Below are 13,033 nucleotides of genomic sequence, written 5' to 3' on the forward strand. Positions count from 1 at the left end.
ATCTTTCCTGTGCGCGGCGTCAAAGGGTGCAGGACACACAGCCCTGAACCTCGGTTCCTTCCAGCGCCATCTGACGCAGGCGGATGTAATAGATGGTCTTGATGCCTTTCTTCCACGCATAGATCTGGGCGCGGTTGATGTCGCGCGTGGTCGCGGTGTCGCGGAAGAACAGCGTCAGCGACAGGCCCTGATCGACATGCTGTGTCGCGGCGGCATAGGTGTCGATGATCGCCTCGGCGCCGATTTCATAGGCGTCCTTGTAATAGTCCAGATTGTCATTGGTCATATAGGGCGCGGGGTAATAGACCCGGCCGATCTTGCCTTCCTTGCGGATCTCGATCCGCGAGGCGATGGGGTGGATCGAACTGGTCGAATCGTTGATATAGCTGATCGACCCGGTCGGCGGCACGGCTTGCAGGTTGCGGTTATACAACCCGCCCGCCATCACCTGCTGGCGCAGTTCGGCCCAATCCTCGCGCGTGGGAACGGTGATTTCGAAACGCTCGAACAGCGCCCGCACAGTGTCGGTTTCGGGCAGCCAGTCGCGTTCGGTATAGGTGTCGAAGAAACTGCCATCGGCATATTTCGACTCTTCGAACCCCTTGAAGGACACACCGCGTTCGCGCGCAATCCGGTTCGAGGCTTTCAGCGCGTGGAACAGGATGGTGGCGAAATAGATATTCGTGAAATCAATGCCTTCCGCGCTGCCATACTGGATGCGTTCACGCGCCAGAAAGCCATGCAGGTTCATCTGGCCCAGGCCGATGGCGTGGCTTTCGTCATTGCCGCGCCGGATCGAGGGCACGGAATCGATATGGCTTTGGTCCGACACCGCCGTCAGCGCGCGGATCGCGGTTTCCACGGTGGCGCCGAAATCCGGCCCGTCCATGACGCGCGCAATGTTCAGCGAGCCAAGGTTGCAGGAAATATCCGTCCCCAGATGCTTGTAAGACAGGTCGTCATTATATTCCGAGGCCTCGTTGACCTGAAGGATCTCGGAACACAGGTTCGACATGGTGATGCGCCCCTTGATCGGGTTGGCGCGGTTCACGTGATCCTCGAACATCAGATAGGGATAGCCGGATTCGAACTGGATTTCCGCGATGATCTCGAAGAATTTCCGCGCCCGGATCTTGGTTTTGCGGATGCGCTTGTCATCCACCATCTCGGCGTATTTTTCGGTGACCGAAATTTCCGAGAACGGCACCCCATAGACCTTCTGGATGTCATGCGGCGAAAACAGATACATATCGTCGTCGCGCTTGGCCAGTTCGAAGGTAATGTCGGGCACCACCACGCCAAGCGACAGCGTCTTGATGCGGATCTTTTCATCCGCGTTTTCGCGCTTGGTGTCCAGAAAGCGCAGAATATCAGGGTGATGCGCGTTCAGGTAAACCGCCCCGGCGCCCTGACGCGCGCCAAGCTGGTTGGCATAGCTGAAGCTGTCTTCCAGCAGCTTCATCACCGGAATAACGCCCGAGGACTGGTTTTCGATGCCCTTGATCGGCGCCCCCGATTCCCGCAGGTTGGTCAGCATCAGGGCGACGCCGCCGCCGCGTTTGGACAGTTGCAGCGCGCTGTTGATGCCGCGCCCGATGGATTCCATATTGTCTTCCAGCCGCAGCAGGAAACAGGAAATCAGCTCTCCGCGTTGGGCCTTGCCGGCATTCAGGAAGGTCGGCGTCGCGGGCTGGAACCGCCCGGCGATGATTTCCTCCATCAGGTTCATGGCCATGGTTTCATCGCCCGCCGCCAGCGTCAGCGCCACCATGCAGACCCGGTCCTCATAGCGTTCCAGGAAACGCTTTCCGTCGCGGGTTTTCAGCGTATAGCTGGTGTAATATTTGAATGCCCCCAGGAAGGTGCGGAACCGGAACTTGCGGGCATAGGCCGTGTCCCAGATCTTCTGAATGAAGGCTTCGCTGTATTGGGCCAGAACGTCGGCCTCGTAATAGCCCTCATCGACCAGATAGCCCAGTTTTTCCTTCAGCGAATGAAAGAAAACCGTGTTCTGGTTCACATGTTGCAGGAAATACTGACGCGCGGCCTTGCGGTCGGCCTCGAAATTGATGCGCCCGTTTTCATCATACAGGTTCAGCATCGCGTTCAGCGCGTGGAAATCCATATCCGCGGGCGCGCGCGGGTCGGTCAGCACTTCGGTGCGGTCAAGGCTCAGGTCGTCCAAAATCGTTCCAATCCCTGTCTGACGCGGTCGGTATCCTCGGGTGTGCCGGCCAGTTCGAACCGGTACAGACAAGGCACCCCGCATTTCTTGGTGATCACATCGCCGGCACAGGCGAAAAACTGTCCAAAGTTGCGGTTTCCCCCGGCAATAACCCCGCGCAGCAGGGCGCGGTTGCCGGGATTGTTAAGAAAGTGGATCACGGGCTTGGGCACGGCGCCCCGGCCCGCATCATCGGCATAGGTCGGCACCACCAGCACATAGGGCCGGTCGATCACCGCATCGCGGGTAATTTCCAGCGCCGGCAATCCCAGACGTTCGATGAAGCGCCGGGTATTGCCGGACGCGGTCGAATAATAGGCCAGACCGCCCATATCCCCACCCATGTCATCGCGGATCAACCACCGCCGCGCCCGCGGCCCGCAGGGACCGCCCGCCCGGCCTTGGGTGCCTCAGTTCGCCAGGGCACCGATCATGTCGGGGCGGAACCCGGACCAGTGCTGTTCACCGGCCACGACCACCGGCACCTGACGATACCCCAGCGCGGTCACGCGGTCCATGGCCTCGGCATCCTCGGACAGGTCGATGACGGTGTAATCCAGCCCACGCTGTTCCAGCGCGCGATAGGTGGCGGTGCATTGGACGCAGGCGGGTTTCGAATAAACGGTGATCGTCATTGGTTCGGTCCTTGGTCTGAAGACGGAAAAAGCACAGCGGAATGATGCCGGTCCCAAGGCCCGCGCCACGCCGCCGGACCCTCCGCCCGGTGTCGGTTATCACGCGCCATGGCAGGTCTCCTGGCTTGTGGCGAAGGCGTCAACCCCACCTTCCCGGCCCCCGAAGGGACCAGTGGTAACCGGGGCGACAAACCACTTACAGTTGCGGGGGCAGCGACGGATTTCCACCGGCTTCCCATTTTCACCCCCGGCATCCGGGGGCACCATGACCACATCATTTAGATATGAACTGGCCAAAACTGTCAATATCGTGTGTGTGCCATCGGCTGCTTTTCTGTCACACAGGCTTGATCGGGCGGCAACCGCCGGTTGGGATTGCCGCGCATATCAGGGGGTTGGGGCAAAGATCAAACGCATTTCCCACGCCCATCGCGACCTGTGGCAGATTGCCATCACCTGGGCGCCGCGTTACCACCGCCAGCATGACGATACGCCGCCCCTTTCGCGCCCTGGCGCTTGTTTTCGCGCTGTTATCGGGCGGTCTGCCCGCCAGCGCGCATCCGCATGTGTTTATCGACGCTTCTTTCGCGCTGCTGTTTGACGGGCAGGGGCGGCTGGCGGCGATTCGGGTCTATTGGCTGTATGACGAATTCTATTCCCTCTCGATGATCGAGGACGCGCAGCTGGACCGCGACGGCGATGGCGAGCCGGACCCGGCGCGGCTGGCGGCATGGGCGGGCCATGATGTCGATTGGGCAGCGGGCTTTCCGGGCGATTTCACGCTGGAACAGGGTGGTCAGCCGCTGGCGCTGGACCGGCCTGTCGATCACAAGGCGGTCTGGCGCGATGGCCGCATCCTGACCATCCATACCCGCCCGCTGCATAAACCTGTGCCGGTGACGCGCGCCGCGCCGGTGGTGGCGCGGGCCTATGACCCCAGCTATTTCGTGGCCTATGACACGCCCGCCGACCCGGTGGTCAAGGGCCGCGACGATTGCACCATCACCCGGCGCAAGCCCGATGACAGCGGCCAGAAGGAATTGCTGGCCGAATTGTCCAGGCTGGACATGCAGACCGATTCCATCACCTTCATGCAGATGCCCGATGTGGGCGCGGCCTTTGCCGACCGGTTCGAGGTCACATGCGGCGCGCGCTGATCATTGCGCTGGCGGCGCTGCTGGCGCTGGGGCTTGGGTGGGTGCTGCTGCACCCGGCGGCGGTGTCGCAATGGGCGGCCACGCATCAGCGCGATGTCCAGAACGCGCTGGCCCGCGCCTTGCGCGCGCTGAAGGCGGGCGATGGCGGCGCGTGGCTGCTGTATCTGGGGCTGTGCTTTGGCTATGGCTTTGTTCATGCGGTGGGACCGGGGCATGGCAAGTTTCTGGTCGGCGCATACGGTCTGGCCCGCGACATTCCGGCGCGGCGGCTGGCAACGGTGTCGGCGCTGGCCGCGCTGGGGCAGGGGCTGATGGCGATTGCGCTGGTCGGGGCCGGGGTCACGGTGCTGAACCTGTCGCGCCGCCACATGACCGAGCTGGCCGAACAGCGTCTGGCCCCGCTGAGTTTCGCGCTGATCGGGCTGATCGGGCTGTGGCTGCTGTGGCGGGGCGCGCGGCGGTTGTGGCGGATGCGCCCGGCGCGCGGGGCGGGTCCGCACCATGCTGCCGCCTGCGGCCATGATCACGGGCATGACCACCACCACCATCATCACCACGATCATCACCACGATCATCACCACGACTACGATCATCACCACAGCGCGCCTGCCGATGCGGCGGTCTGCCCCGATTGCGGTCACGCCCATGCCCCCAGCCCACAGGCCATTGCCGCCGCGACCGGCTGGCGCGACATGGCGGCGCTGATCGCGGGCATTGCCGTGCGGCCTTGCAGCGGCGCGGTGTTGCTGTTGGTGCTGACCTGGCAGATGGGTATTTTCGCCGCCGGCATCTGGGGCGCGCTGGTCATGGCCATGGGCACGGCGGCGCTGACGGCGATGGTGGCAACCGCCAGCGTCACCCTGCGGCGCGGCGCGCTGGCGACGCTGACCCAGGCCCCGGCGCTGCGCATCGCCGCCGCCCTGTTCGAGCTGTCAGCCGGGCTGGCCATCGCGCTGCTGGCCGCGCTGCAACTGGGGCTGGCCTGAGGCCGCCCCCACGGGCCCACGAACCCACGGGCCCACGGGCCTTAGCCCGCGTCAGCCTGATCCATCAGCCCGCGCACCCAGCGTGCGCTGGCCCATGCCGCCGGAATACCCAAAAGCACCGCGACCCGGACCGACTGGACCGGATCAAGGCTGCCCAGACCGATGGCGTTGCCCATCAGCGCCAGCATGAACAGGTTGATCCACACCACGCCGCCCGCGAAGGGATACAGCAACAGCGCCAGTTTCCACAGCGGCCAGCGGCCCGGTTGCGGGGTGGTCATGTCATGTCCTTCCATGCTGCGGACAGGCGCCGCGCCACCAGCGCCGGAACCGCCGGGGCCAGACCGACCGGCGGCGTCACCGGGCCGGTCATGCCGGCCCTGGCAAGGGCGTCGGGGATGTCCTGCATGACATGCCCCGCTGCGGTGGCGAAAAACGGCAGGCACAGCGCCGGGCCGGGCAGGCGCGCGGCATCGGCCAGCCATGGCGGCTGTTCGATAAACCCGGTAACGACCTGCGCGAAACGCCCGGTCGCGGCAATGGCATCGGCAAAGCCGCGGCAGGCATTGGCCGCGGCCTCGCCCCGGCCCGAGCCATGCCCGGCCACGATCAGCGCCGTCTGCGCCGGATCAAGCCCGGCCCCCGCCGCCCCCGCCAGCGCCAGATCCAGCCCGATCTCCGGCAGGTCAGGGTCCAGCCCCAGCGGGTCGGTGACCTCGGCCAGATGGACACCGGCGGCGCGCAGGCGGCGCGGCATCTCGACCCGGGTGAACCAGCCATCGGCCATGAACAGCGGATAGATCAGCCGCGCATCGGTGATGCGCGACAGGCTGTCGGTGCAGGCCAGCGTCGCCCCGCTGACGCGCAGATCGGGCAACAGCGCGTCCACCCGCGCCGCCAGTGCCGCCACCGCCTGTTGCAGCGGCGCCGGATCGCCGGGCTGGCCATGGGCGATGATTGCTATGTCAGTGACTGGTGCCATCGCTGAAGGTAATCTTGTTCCAGACGTTATATTTGCCCGAGGGTTTGCGCATCGGCAAGCGCCGGACCTCGGCCAGCGTTTTGGCGTCATAGACGATCACCGCGCCGTCATCCTCCCACAGGGAGACAAGCGCATATTTGCCGTCGCGGGTGAATTCGGTATGGGCCAGCGTCTTGCCGGGTTCGGGGCGCAGGGTCCTGACGATTTCAAGGCTTTGCTTGTCGATGATATGCATCTTGTCCTTGTTCGGCCCGAAAAACACATCGGCCCAGACATAGGGCGAATTTTCATGGCTGCGCAGGAAAAACCCCGGCCCGTCGGTCTTGATCTGTCTGACCAGCGACCAGTCCTGCATGTCGATCACCGACAATACGCCCTCGTTCAGATGCGGACTGGCCATCACGCGGCGACCATCGCGCATCCAGGTGATGCCCGACCCCAGATGCGGCATCCCCGGCAGCGGCAGTTCCGCGATTTCGCGCCGCACATTCAGGTTCACCACCACGCCCTTGTCGCCCTTGCGATTGGCCCCGATCAGGGCGCTGTAATCGGGGGTGAAGAAGAAATCGTCCAGCGGTTCGTCGACCAGAATGCGGCGGCGGGCGAACAGTCCCTGCTGCGCGTCCAGCGATTCCTCCATCCCCTTTTCATAGCTGTGGACAAACCCCTCGTGGAAGGGGCCGGCCTGCGGGTCGGTGGCAACCTCCCAGATCTCGGGGGCGTCTTTCAGGGCCAGCACGAAACTTTTGCGCTGCGGCGCCTGATAGACGGCGCTGACCCGGCTGGCTGTGCCGTCGCGGGCAATGACGCTGATCACCCGGACCGGCGACAGATCGTCGGTCGACAGGATGGTCAGCGTGGCGGGCAGGTAATTGGCCACCGCCAGCCATTTGCCGTCATGGCTGATGGCGATATTGCGGCTGTTCAGCCCGGCGCGGACCTGACCGACCACCGACAGCGACCAGATATCGTATTTCTGCACCCAGCCATCGCGCGACATGACAAAGACAAAGCGCCCGTCTGGGCTGAATTTCGGCCCGCCATGCACCGCGTAAGGCGTGGCAAAGCGGTCCAGCACGTCGAATGTATCGCCGTCCAGAACGCTGACATGGTGATCGCCGGTTTCCACCACCAGCGTGATATTCATCGGATCGGCGGTAAAGCGCGGCGCGACCGAGGGGGCATAGTCCGGCGCCATCGCGCGGCTGGCGGCGATGTCATCCAGTGTCCAGTCCGGGGTTTGCGCCAGCGGCGCCTTGATATACCCCACCAGCGCGGCAATGCGGTCAGGCGACAGCTGGTCGGCAAAACCCGCCATTTGCGTGGCCGGGCGGCCTTGGGCGATCACCGCGTCCAGCCCTTTGACGCGGCCAAGCGTTTCGGGGATCAGCGCCGGGCCGGTGCCGCCAAGCCGGTTGTCACCGTGGCAGGCGGCGCAATGTTCGGCGTAATCGGCCGCCGCGCCGGTTGCCGCATCGGCCTGTGTCCCGGCCTGCGCGGCCAGCGGCACCGCCGCCAAAGCCGCCGCCAGCAGCGACAGCGCTGCACGGGGTTTGTCAGCGCCGGGCTTGGCAGCGCGGGGCTTAAAAGAATTTATGCGCCGGATCATGGCTTTTCCCCCGGAATGGCGTGACGGTCAGGCGGTCCGGGTCGGCATCGCTGATGCCGATTTCCCGCGCGGTCAGGTAACAGGCCGGGTCTTCGGCCCACGGATCGCCGGTCAGTTGCAGCGCCCGGATGCGGGTATTGCCGCCGCAAATGTCCTTGAACGCGCAGGCACCGCAGCGCCCTCTCAGCGGCCGGGGCCGGGTGCGCAGCGTGGCCAGCATCGGGTCGTCGCCGGTCCACAGCGCCGAAAACGGCACCTGCTTGACGCTGCCGATGGTGTAATCGGACCAATAGGTATCGGGGTGGACCTTGCCCTGCGGGTCGATATTACCCACCCCCAACCCCGAGGAATTGCCCCCCCATGCGCGCAGATGCGCGGCCACATGCGCCACCGCCTGCGGGTCGAACCGCGCCTGCGCCCACCGCATGAACCAGACCGCGTCGGCATCGTTATTGCCGGTCACGATTTCCAGCGCCCGGTCATGCGACACCGCATCCCATGCCCGGTCCAGCAGCAGGTCCATCGCGTGGCGGGTGTGGTCATGTTCCTGATCGTCGCCGCGATGCTTGTCGCCGCGCCCGGCATAGACCAGATGCGACAGATAGAACTTGTCCACGCCCTCGGCTTCGCACAGGTCCAGCATGGCGGGCAGGTGATGGGCATTGTCGCGGGTGATGGTAAAGCGCAGCCCAACCTTGACCCCGCGCGCCTTGCAGGCCCGCACGCCGGCCAGCGCCTTGTCAAACGCCCCATCCACCCCGCGGAACCAGTCATTGACCGCCCCGATCCCGTCCAGAGAGATCCCGACATAGTCAAAGCCCAGATCGGCCAGCCGGTCGACATTGCCGGCATTGATTTTGGTGCCATTGGTCGACAGCGACAGATGCCGGAAATTCAGCCGCCGGGCCTCGGCCGCCAGATCCCAGAAGTCGAAACGCGACATCGGCTCTCCGCCCGACAGGATCAGCGCCGGGATGCGGAAATCGGACAGATCGCGCAGCACCGCCATGGCCTGTTCATGGCTCAACTCGCCCGGAAAGACATGGTCGGATGACACGGTATAGCAATGGCGGCATTTCAGGTTGCAACTGCGCGTCAGGTTCCAGATCACCACCGGTCTGACGTTTTGCGGATCGCCCCGCCGCCGCACCGGGGTGGGGGTGATCAGTTGCTGCATATATTGGGTCAGGCGAAACATGGCCGTGCCTTTCGATGGGTCAGGCGTCGCGCAGACGCATCCCGGTCTTTTTCAGAATCCGGGTCGAATACAGAATATCGCTGCCGCGACAGGCATCGCCCAACAGATCGCGCAGCTTCTGGCGCAGGGCCTCGACCTGATCGCGGCTGTCGCCATGCAGCATCGCAAACAGGTTATAGGGCCAGTCGGGCAGCGCGCGCGGGCGCAGATAGCAATGGCTGACGAAATCCAGCGCGCCGACCTGTGCCCCCAGCGCGGATGCCTGCGCGTCATCCACGTCCCAGACGCTCATGCCATTGGCGGTCATGCCAAGCGCGTAATGATTGGGCGCGACCGCAATGCGCCGGATCACGCCGCGATCCATCATCGCGCGGATGCGGTCGATCACCTCGGCCTCGGGCAGGTCCAGCGCCGCGCCGATTTCGGCATAGGGATGCGTCACCAGCGGCAGACCGGCCTGCGTAGCCGCCATGATGCGGCGGTCGGTGGGGTCCAGATCGCTCATGCGCGGACCCGGAACCCGATGAAGAATTCTTCCAGCTTGGGAAATTGCATGACCTTCAACCCTGTTTCCGCCTCGATCGCGGCGGCTGTGCGGGCGATTGCGTCGGGCGTTGGCGTTGCCAGAACGAACCACATGTTCAGCCGGTGCGTGCGTTCATAATTATGGGCGACCTCGGGATGTGCATTGACCATTGTCAGGACGCGGTCGAAATCGTCAGGCGGGACCGCCATCGCGCACAGGCAGAATGCCCCGCCCATGGCGGCGGCGTCGAAAAACGGGCCAAAGCGGGTGATCGCGCCAATCTTGCGCAGCCGCGCCAGCCGGGTCATCAGCTGATCCGCGTCGATCCCCAGTTCCGCCGCCGCATCGGCATAGGGGCTGGGGGTCAGGGGGAAGCCCTCTTGCAACTGGTTGATAATGCGCCGGTCGGTGGCGTCCAGCGCCGTGGCGGGCAGGGGGCTGCGCAGGGGCCGGGTCATGCCGCCACCCCGGTGATCTGGGCGCCCTGCTGTTTGAAACAGCGGGTCGAGAACAGAACCTTGTGATCGGCCCCCGACAGTTCGGGCAGGTCACGCGCGGTTTGCAGCACCGCCCCGGCCTCGGGGCGGGACCGGGCGTGGATCATGCAAAACAGCGGCCAGTCCCAGACCCCCGGCGTGATACGCCGCTGATAGCACAGCGTCACCCCCGGCAGCTGCGCCAGCGCCCGCCCGGCCGCGCCGATGCGGTCATCGGGCAGGCGCCAGACGACCATGGCATTGGCGGTCCAGCCAAGGGCACGGTGTTTCAGGATAATGCCGACGCGGGTCAGCAGCCGCGCCTGCGACAGGGTGGCGATGCGGTCCAGAACCTCGGCTTCGGGCCGGTTCAGGGCATGGGCAAGGGCCTGAAACGGCTGCGCCACCAGCGGCAGCCCGCGCGACAGGGCGTGCATGACCGGGCGGTCATCGTCGCGCAGCACCGACAGGTCGGCATCCTGATCCAGCCGCATCGCGCGGCGCGGGCCGGACAGGCGAAAGCCCAGATCAATATTGAACGCGCGCAGCAGCGGCAGCGACAGAACCGGCAGCCCGCTGTTGGCTTCGATCCGCGCCAGCAGGGCGGTCAGGGCGGCGGGGTCGGGCGCGGTGGCGACAAACCACAGGTTGAACGCATCCTCGCGCAGATAGGAATGGTTAACGCCGGGCTCGGCGCCGATCATCGCCGCGACCTGTTCGACGCGCTGATCCGGCACCGCCAGGGCCGCCAGTGTCGAGGCCCCCGCCGTATTGGGCCGGCAGGTCGCCCCCACGCGCGAGATACGCCCCTGATCGCGCAGCGCGGTCAGCCGGTCCAGAACCTCGGCCTCCGATATGCCCAGATCGGCGGCGATCACGGCAAAGGGGCGCGGCGTCAGCGGGAAATCGCGCTGATAATCGTCCAGCAGGCGGCGGTCGATGGGGCAGGGAATATCCATCACAGCCCCGCCCGATGCGCGCGGTCGGTGAAAAAGATGCCCGAAGGCGCCTTGGCCGGGATCTCGGCCACGACCTCGTGGCTGATCGCGTCGCGGATCTCGACCCGGTCTTCGTCGCGCACCGACAGCCAGACCTCGCGCCCGCGGGGGGTGAATTCCATATGCAGCACGCCCTTGCCGGGGGTCAGCGTATCGGTGACCTGATGGGTCATGGTGTCGATGACCTGCACGGTGTCATTATGCGGCGGGGCGAAATTGACCCAGACCTCGCGCATATCGGGGCGGGCGACGGCAAAGACCGGCTGGCCATGCAGATCGGTGCGCGCGGCCTCGGATAATGTCGCGGCATCGACCCACAGCAACTGGTGCAGGCCCACCGCAGGCAGTGCATATTCGCCCGAAGCCAGCGTCCAGCCCTGCAAATGCGGCATTTTATAGACCGGCAGATCAGGCTGATCCTTGCCGTAATCGGGCAGGAACCGCGTCACCTTGGGCGGGTCCGCCCACAGGTCGATGGCGGACAGGCCCTTTTCGCCAAACAGCCCGACAATATAGGTCCGGCCCCCGACCATCAGCGCGTCATAGGGGTTTTTGCCAATGCCGGTCAGCCGGGTGATCTGCGGCTTGGCGGGGTCTTTGCCGTGATCAAGCAGCCAGACCTCGCCGCTGTCCCATGTCGCGACGATAAAGCGCGATCCGGGGGCATCCGCGATGCCCACCGTTTTGGACCCCATCGGAATATCGGCCAGCATTTCCAGCGTTTCGGCGTCAAAGACCCTGACCCCGCCGGGTTCGTAATTCGACACGGCGACCAGCCGCCCGTCATCGGAAATCGCCCCGCCGATGCTGTTGCCGCCCTGCATGATGCGGCGCACGATCTTTTGCGTCAGGATGTCGACCTTGGTCAGCCCGCCATCGCGGCCAAAGACAAAGGCAAAGCGTTCATCGGGCGAAAACACCAGACTGGCATGGGACAGATCGCCCAACCCCTCGATCCGGCCAATGGCGGCGCGGTCGGACTGGTCCACCACCAGCAGCGACCCGGTGGCGCGTTCGACCACCAGACCCAGATCGCCGGTGCCGCGCAACCCATCCGCCAGTGCGGGGCTGGTGGCCAGGGCAAAAGACAGCAAGGCAGCGCGGATCATGGTTCGTCCTTTCGCAGCAGATATTCCGCGATCCAGATCGCGTCGGTTTCGGTCAGCAACGGGCGCCATGGCGGCATGGCGGTGCCGGGCACGCCGTCAAGGATGATCAGCGCCAGCCCCTGCGGATCGCGGCCTTCAAGGTCGGCCGGGGTGATGGCGGGGCCAAGCCCGCCGCGCATGGTCAGCCCGTGGCACGATCCGCAATCCTGCGTGACCATATGTTCCAGTTCGGCCTGCCGTCCGGGCGGGACGGGACCGGCCGCAAGGGCCGTGGCCGGGGCGATGATCAGCACAGCGGCCATCAGGGCCAGCCTGCGGTCAGCCATGGGTGACGACGCGCAGATTCGGCGTGGTCATGGCCTTGGGCAGGGGCAGCGCCGCCGTCGCATACAGCGACACGACATGGCCGATCACGAACAGAACCGGTGCCGGCATCGGGTCGGCAGCAAAGACATCGGCCATCCGCACCAGCGTCGAGACCCGCCGGTCCTCGCGCCGGGTGGTGGCGTGCGAAACCGCCATGACCGGAATATCGGCAGGCATCCCATGCGCGATCAGCCGGGCCGAGATTTCGCCAATATTGGCCGCCCCCATATAGACCACCAGCGTGGTGTCGGGATTGGCCAGCGACTGCCAGTCCAGATCCAGCGCCTCGTCCCGCGCGCGGTGGCCGGTGACATAGCGCACCCCGGTGGCCAGCCCGCGATGGGTCAGCGGCACCCCGGTCGAGGCCGCCGCCCCCTGCGCCGCCGTAATGCCGGGGATGTATTCATAGGCAATGCCAGCAGCGGCCAGTTCCTCGGCCTCTTCGCTGCCGCGTCCGAAAATCAGCGGATCGCCGCCTTTCAGCCGCGCCACGATATGTCCCGCGCGTGCCAGATCGACCAGCAGCGCGTTGATCTGGTCCTGCGGCACGGTGTGAAACCCCGCCGTCTTGCCGACCGAGATCTTGCGCGTGGCTTTGGGAATGGTGGACATGATCTCGTCCGAGACCAGCCTGTCAAAGACCACCACATCGGCGGTCTGAAGCGCCTTCGCGGCCTTCAGTGTCATAAGTTCGGGGTCGCCCGGACCCGCGCCGATAAGGAAGACCTTGCCAGTCATTGTATTTGTCCTGTTCGCATGACCGCTGG

15 protein-coding genes and 1 riboswitch are annotated in these 13,033 nt (G+C 65.2%); of the genes, 2 read left to right on the plus strand and 13 right to left on the minus strand.

Translation table 11 applies throughout. The annotated features are described in order from the left end of the window. Positions 1 to 19: 19 nt before the first annotated feature. The 3 genes from nrdE to nrdH form a co-directional block, all read right to left on the minus strand. Positions 20 to 2,125 carry a class 1b ribonucleoside-diphosphate reductase subunit alpha gene (gene nrdE, locus ACFXP9_RS06475; protein WP_397207455.1) on the minus strand — a complete coding sequence of 702 codons (2,106 nt, stop codon included), beginning with the start codon at positions 2,123 to 2,125 and terminating at the stop codon, positions 20 to 22. Positions 2,126 to 2,172: 47 nt separating this feature from the next. Then, a complete protein-coding gene (gene nrdI / locus ACFXP9_RS06480) occupies positions 2,173 to 2,556 on the minus strand; it encodes a class Ib ribonucleoside-diphosphate reductase assembly flavoprotein NrdI (protein WP_397207453.1) in 384 nt (127 codons plus the stop codon). Between the two features lie 78 nt (positions 2,557 to 2,634). Continuing rightward, entirely contained in the window at positions 2,635 to 2,859 is a 225-nt protein-coding gene (nrdH, locus tag ACFXP9_RS06485; protein ID WP_397207317.1) for a glutaredoxin-like protein NrdH, read from the minus strand. A 93-nt stretch (positions 2,860 to 2,952) separates the two neighbouring features. Next, a riboswitch (cobalamin riboswitch) is annotated at positions 2,953 to 3,142 on the minus strand. Positions 3,143 to 3,341: 199 nt separating this feature from the next. Here nrdH and ACFXP9_RS06490 point away from each other — a divergent pair. Both ACFXP9_RS06490 and ACFXP9_RS06495 read left to right on the plus strand, forming a co-directional pair. Next, positions 3,342 to 4,016: a DUF1007 family protein gene (locus tag ACFXP9_RS06490; RefSeq protein ID WP_397207315.1), complete on the plus strand. Its 675-nt coding sequence runs from the start codon at positions 3,342 to 3,344 to the stop codon at positions 4,014 to 4,016. Beyond that, positions 4,001 to 5,002, plus strand: coding sequence for a nickel/cobalt transporter (locus ACFXP9_RS06495; protein ID WP_397210092.1), 1,002 nt, complete (start codon positions 4,001 to 4,003; stop codon positions 5,000 to 5,002). Before ACFXP9_RS06490 ends, ACFXP9_RS06495 begins: the two co-directional genes overlap by 16 nt. Before the next feature lie 41 nt (positions 5,003 to 5,043). Here ACFXP9_RS06495 and ACFXP9_RS06500 read toward each other — a convergent pair whose 3' ends face one another. From ACFXP9_RS06500 to cobA, 10 genes are read right to left on the minus strand one after another with little or no spacing between them, the layout of a single operon-like run. After that, complete coding sequence (locus ACFXP9_RS06500; protein ID WP_397207311.1) at positions 5,044 to 5,283, minus strand: hypothetical protein; 240 nt, start codon at positions 5,281 to 5,283, stop codon at positions 5,044 to 5,046. Next, positions 5,280 to 5,984: a sirohydrochlorin chelatase gene (locus tag ACFXP9_RS06505; protein ID WP_397207309.1), complete on the minus strand. Its 705-nt coding sequence runs from the start codon at positions 5,982 to 5,984 to the stop codon at positions 5,280 to 5,282. Before ACFXP9_RS06505 ends, ACFXP9_RS06500 begins: the two co-directional genes overlap by 4 nt. After that, positions 5,968 to 7,593, minus strand: coding sequence for a cytochrome D1 domain-containing protein (locus tag ACFXP9_RS06510; RefSeq protein WP_397207307.1), 1,626 nt, complete (start codon positions 7,591 to 7,593; stop codon positions 5,968 to 5,970). Before ACFXP9_RS06510 ends, ACFXP9_RS06505 begins: the two co-directional genes overlap by 17 nt. Beyond that, entirely contained in the window at positions 7,568 to 8,791 is a 1,224-nt protein-coding gene (gene nirJ, locus ACFXP9_RS06515) for a heme d1 biosynthesis radical SAM protein NirJ (protein WP_397207305.1), read from the minus strand. Before nirJ ends, ACFXP9_RS06510 begins: the two co-directional genes overlap by 26 nt. A 19-nt stretch (positions 8,792 to 8,810) precedes the next feature. Further along, the gene (ahbB, locus tag ACFXP9_RS06520; protein WP_397207303.1) at positions 8,811 to 9,296 is read right to left on the minus strand and encodes a siroheme decarboxylase subunit beta; all 486 of its coding nucleotides are present in this window, start codon (positions 9,294 to 9,296) and stop codon (positions 8,811 to 8,813) included. Beyond that, positions 9,293 to 9,775, minus strand: coding sequence for an Lrp/AsnC family transcriptional regulator (locus ACFXP9_RS06525; protein WP_397207301.1), 483 nt, complete (start codon positions 9,773 to 9,775; stop codon positions 9,293 to 9,295). Before ACFXP9_RS06525 ends, ahbB (ACFXP9_RS06520) begins: the two co-directional genes overlap by 4 nt. Continuing rightward, complete coding sequence (gene ahbB, locus ACFXP9_RS06530) at positions 9,772 to 10,752, minus strand: siroheme decarboxylase subunit beta (RefSeq protein WP_397207300.1); 981 nt, start codon at positions 10,750 to 10,752, stop codon at positions 9,772 to 9,774. The genes ACFXP9_RS06525 and ahbB (ACFXP9_RS06530) overlap by 4 nt, the downstream gene beginning before the upstream one ends. Then, entirely contained in the window at positions 10,752 to 11,900 is a 1,149-nt protein-coding gene (locus ACFXP9_RS06535; RefSeq protein ID WP_397207298.1) for a cytochrome D1 domain-containing protein, read from the minus strand. The genes ahbB (ACFXP9_RS06530) and ACFXP9_RS06535 overlap by 1 nt, the downstream gene beginning before the upstream one ends. Continuing rightward, positions 11,897 to 12,226, minus strand: coding sequence for a c-type cytochrome (locus tag ACFXP9_RS06540; protein WP_397210094.1), 330 nt, complete (start codon positions 12,224 to 12,226; stop codon positions 11,897 to 11,899). The genes ACFXP9_RS06535 and ACFXP9_RS06540 overlap by 4 nt, the downstream gene beginning before the upstream one ends. Continuing rightward, entirely contained in the window at positions 12,219 to 13,004 is a 786-nt protein-coding gene (gene cobA, locus ACFXP9_RS06545; RefSeq protein WP_397207294.1) for a uroporphyrinogen-III C-methyltransferase, read from the minus strand. The genes ACFXP9_RS06540 and cobA overlap by 8 nt, the downstream gene beginning before the upstream one ends. Between the last annotated feature and the right edge of the window lie 29 nt (positions 13,005 to 13,033).

The sequence above is a fragment of the Paracoccus jiaweipingae genome, from assembly GCF_044335505.1.
GTDB lineage: Bacteria > Pseudomonadota > Alphaproteobacteria > Rhodobacterales > Rhodobacteraceae > Paracoccus.

Bases quoted from the DNA above. Each gene is read 5' to 3' on its own strand.
- ACFXP9_RS06495 (WP_397210092.1), top strand. From the start codon at position 4,001: ATGCGGCGCGCGCTGATCATTGCGCTGGCGGCGCTGCTGGCGCTGGGG.
- ahbB (WP_397207300.1), bottom strand. From the start codon at position 10,752: ATGGATATTCCCTGCCCCATCGACCGCCGCCTGCTGGACGATTATCAG.
- nrdI (WP_397207453.1), bottom strand. From the start codon at position 2,556: ATGGGCGGTCTGGCCTATTATTCGACCGCGTCCGGCAATACCCGGCGC.
- ACFXP9_RS06490 (WP_397207315.1), top strand. From the start codon at position 3,342: ATGACGATACGCCGCCCCTTTCGCGCCCTGGCGCTTGTTTTCGCGCTG.
- ahbB (WP_397207303.1), bottom strand. From the start codon at position 9,296: ATGAGCGATCTGGACCCCACCGACCGCCGCATCATGGCGGCTACGCAG.
- ACFXP9_RS06510 (WP_397207307.1), bottom strand. From the start codon at position 7,593: ATGATCCGGCGCATAAATTCTTTTAAGCCCCGCGCTGCCAAGCCCGGC.
- ACFXP9_RS06535 (WP_397207298.1), bottom strand. From the start codon at position 11,900: ATGATCCGCGCTGCCTTGCTGTCTTTTGCCCTGGCCACCAGCCCCGCA.
- nirJ (WP_397207305.1), bottom strand. From the start codon at position 8,791: ATGTTTCGCCTGACCCAATATATGCAGCAACTGATCACCCCCACCCCG.
- ACFXP9_RS06525 (WP_397207301.1), bottom strand. From the start codon at position 9,775: ATGACCCGGCCCCTGCGCAGCCCCCTGCCCGCCACGGCGCTGGACGCC.
- nrdH (WP_397207317.1), bottom strand. From the start codon at position 2,859: ATGACGATCACCGTTTATTCGAAACCCGCCTGCGTCCAATGCACCGCC.
- ACFXP9_RS06540 (WP_397210094.1), bottom strand. From the start codon at position 12,226: ATGGCTGACCGCAGGCTGGCCCTGATGGCCGCTGTGCTGATCATCGCC.
- ACFXP9_RS06505 (WP_397207309.1), bottom strand. From the start codon at position 5,984: ATGGCACCAGTCACTGACATAGCAATCATCGCCCATGGCCAGCCCGGC.
- ACFXP9_RS06500 (WP_397207311.1), bottom strand. From the start codon at position 5,283: ATGACCACCCCGCAACCGGGCCGCTGGCCGCTGTGGAAACTGGCGCTG.
- cobA (WP_397207294.1), bottom strand. From the start codon at position 13,004: ATGACTGGCAAGGTCTTCCTTATCGGCGCGGGTCCGGGCGACCCCGAA.
- nrdE (WP_397207455.1), bottom strand. From the start codon at position 2,125: ATGGATTTCCACGCGCTGAACGCGATGCTGAACCTGTATGATGAAAAC.